This window comes from uncultured Lutibacter sp. (assembly GCF_937891065.1).
Taxonomy (GTDB): Bacteria; Bacteroidota; Bacteroidia; order Flavobacteriales; family Flavobacteriaceae; genus Lutibacter.
Map to the genome: position 1 here is coordinate 1 of NZ_CALAEQ010000275.1, position 3,313 is coordinate 3,313.

3 protein-coding genes are annotated in these 3,313 nt (G+C 27.9%); 2 read left to right on the forward strand and 1 reads right to left on the reverse strand.

What is annotated here, in order from left to right; genetic code table 11:
* Nucleotides 1-891 (forward strand): transketolase C-terminal domain-containing protein (locus Q0352_RS14715; protein WP_299528905.1); only part of this gene is annotated, 891 nt, incomplete at its 5' end.
* Nucleotides 892-942: 51 nt separating this feature from the next.
* Complete coding sequence (locus tag Q0352_RS14720; protein ID WP_299528907.1) at nt 943-1,563, forward strand: outer membrane beta-barrel protein; 621 nt, start codon at nt 943-945, stop codon at nt 1,561-1,563.
* Between the two features lie 100 nt (nt 1,564-1,663).
* Here Q0352_RS14720 and Q0352_RS14725 read toward each other — a convergent pair whose 3' ends face one another.
* Nucleotides 1,664-3,133: a hypothetical protein gene (locus tag Q0352_RS14725; RefSeq protein ID WP_299528910.1), complete on the reverse strand. Its 1,470-nt coding sequence runs from the start codon at nt 3,131-3,133 to the stop codon at nt 1,664-1,666.
* Nucleotides 3,134-3,313 lie beyond the last annotated feature (180 nt).

The following is a 3,313-nucleotide window of genomic DNA, read 5'->3' on the forward strand; positions in this document are numbered from 1 at the left end:
GAATTAGGAGATACTAACGAAAATGTAGTGGCACTTTGCGCTGATTTAGTAGGCTCATTAAAAATGGAAAAATTTATTGAAAATCATCCTGAGCGATTTTTTCAAATAGGTATTGCTGAAGCAAATATGATGGGAATTGCTGCGGGATTAACTATTGGTGGTAAAATTCCTTTTACAGGAACTTTTGCTAACTTTTCAACAGCAAGAGTTTACGATCAAATTCGTCAAGCTATTGCCTATTCAGGGAAAAATGTAAAAATATGTGCTTCACACGCAGGACTTACGTTAGGCGAAGATGGTGCAACACACCAAACTCTTGAAGATATAGGTTTAATGAAAATGTTACCAGGTATGGTTGTTATAAATCCTTGCGACTACAATCAAACAAAGGCTGCAACTATTGCTATTGCTGATTATGTTGGACCAGTATACTTACGTTTTGGTAGACCAGCTGTACCCGTTTTTATGCCTGAAGATCAAGAATTTATTATTGGAAAGGCAGTTCAATTAACTGAAGGAAAAGATGTTACTATAGTAGCAACAGGTCATTTAGTTTGGGAAGCATTGCAAGCATCTGAAAAATTAGAAGCAATGGGTATTAGTGCTGAAGTTATAAATATTCATACTATTAAGCCTTTGGACAATGAAGCTATTTTAAAATCTGTTGCAAAAACAGGTTGTATTGTTACAGCTGAAGAACATAACATTATTGGCGGTTTAGGAGAAAGTGTTTCACGTGTTTTAGTTCAAAATAATCCAGTTCCTCAAGAATTTGTAGCTGTTAATGATAGTTTTGGAGAATCTGCAACACCTGCACAGCTAATGGAAAAATATGGCTTAACTGATAACGATATTGTTGAGGCTGTTAAAAAAGTAATTTCAAGGAAATAACGGTACAATTATTGCGTTTATAGTAAAATATAAACTCTAAATTCAATTAGGATGAACAAAAGAATTGCATTATTTTCAATAGTTTTTTTATCAACACTTTGCTTTGTAAATGCACAGAATGACTTTGGTATTAAAGGAGGATTAAGTTATAACTCTAACGGAGATTTAAAGGAATTTACATCTGAAGTTACTGAAATTTATAAAAATGAAGGAAAAGGCAAATCGGGATATAATATTGGTTTATATGGTAAATTAGATTTAGGTCCTATTTTTTTAAGACCAGAGTTAGTTTACACAAAAACCACAAGTGAATATGAATTGAATTCAACAACAGTTTCAGACTATAATGTTGCGAAATTAGATATGCCTGTTTTGGTTGGTATTAAGCTTATTGGGCCATTAAATATATTTGCAGGTCCTGCTTTTCAATATTATTTAGATAATGATTTAGATGGCATAAATATTAGTGATGTTGAAAATGATTTTACAGTTGGTCTTAATATTGGTGCTTCTATTGAATTAGGAAGATTAGGTATTGATGTTAGGTATGAAAGAGGTTTAAACGAAAATGAATCTACTTGGTCAAATTTAGGAAATACTTTTACCCTAGATTCTAGGCAAGAGCAAATAATTTTTAATTTATCTTATAGCCTATCAAAAAGCAATAAGTAGTATTACTTAGTTATATAAAAAAATCGCCTAAAACTTATAAGTTTAGGCGATTTTTTATTTAATATTATTGATGCTTAGTGGTACCAAAACAAATTTTAACTTATAATTTATCAAGTTCTATAGTTTCAATTCGTTTAATTCCTTTTCTATTCATAATTACGCGGTAGCGCTTAAATTCAATACCTTTTTCAGTGTAAAATTTTTGTACAACATTGATGTGGTAAATTTTGTTTCCAACTCTGCTAATGATTTTTCCTTTTTTTAGCATAGAATAACTCTTTTTAGGGTCATCCATTTGAGCTATAAATTGATAGAAATTAATTCTCGTAATATCAACTAAACTTTTTAAACGATTATCGGAGATTTCTTGTCCAAATTTTTTCGGATAAATTTCTATCTTTCTTTTATATTGTATTATTTGTTCTCCATAAAAATCATAATCTGAATCTAAATACCCATTTTTTACACGATTTTTTTTAACTTTTGGGCCTAATTTTTCGAAAGGAACAAATGTAAAATTCTCTTTTGTTGTACCAATTAAATTATTTTCGTGATCTTTAATTTTAATTTTATAATCATAAAAAAAAGAATTTGCCTTACTTATAAATAATTGACCAATAAATGACTTTATTCGATCTTTAAACATGTACCCTACCACTAATGTAATAAAAAATGGAAGTGTAAAATTCCCATAAACTTGTTGGTAATAAAATGCAATTCCTGTTGAAAAAATCATGGCTAAACCAGCTGCAATGGCAAAAACAGATTGCTCTACAAAAGCGCCATCTTTTCTAATATCCCTATTTAAAAATAAAACTCCATCAATGTATTTTTTAAGTTGGCTTCTTTTATGTAGCAATACTTCATCATAATAATCATCATCTCTTGAAGCATCAAAATTTTGTGTTTTACGATAATCTTGCTCTTCTTTTATAAACTGAATAATTATTTTTAGACCAGACTTTTCAGCGCTTATTTTTTTATAATGTTCTAACAACTGTATAGCATAGTAATTTGAAATATTACTTAAATACTCATCACCCAATTTTATAATATTTTTCACATTCTCATCTAAAATAGAATTTTCAATGAGTGGAATTTGAGTCCTATAAATTTGTAGAATTTCTTTTAATTGGATAAAGAAATCTTGATCAGAAAGCTGTAAATCAGATTGTTTTTGAGATTTAAAATATTGAGCTTTTAATTTTAAAGAATTATTTAAAATTGCTCCCAACATTTTAACTTTAGACTCAAAATCCAGTCTATTTTTTTTTGATAATTTCTCCTTAACAATCCTTTTTGCACTTTTTTTAAATAAATTTAAAGGTCCCGTTTTTAAATTAATGATTTCTTCTAAAAGATATTCCGAAGCATTATATCTAATATAAACTTTTACGTCATTATAAAATTTTGAACTTGAGTAGGTTTGATTGTTAATATTTAAACCATTAGGGATAAAAAGATAAGTAATAGTATCATATTTAGTTTTTTTCTTTTTTGAAATATTCTCATATATAGATTTAATTTCTAAAGAAAAATTATCATGAATTTTAACGCTATCTTCAATCATTTTTGAAATATAATTAATTATTATGCATTTATAAGCTATAGCAGTTAACTGCAGACTTATAACTATTTATTTTTTGAATAAGAAGAAATTTTTAAATTAATTTACAAATAAGACTTTATCCGCTTTGTTATTTCTTGAATGCTCCCCATACCATTAAATGAAACAAAATCGAATTTGGTT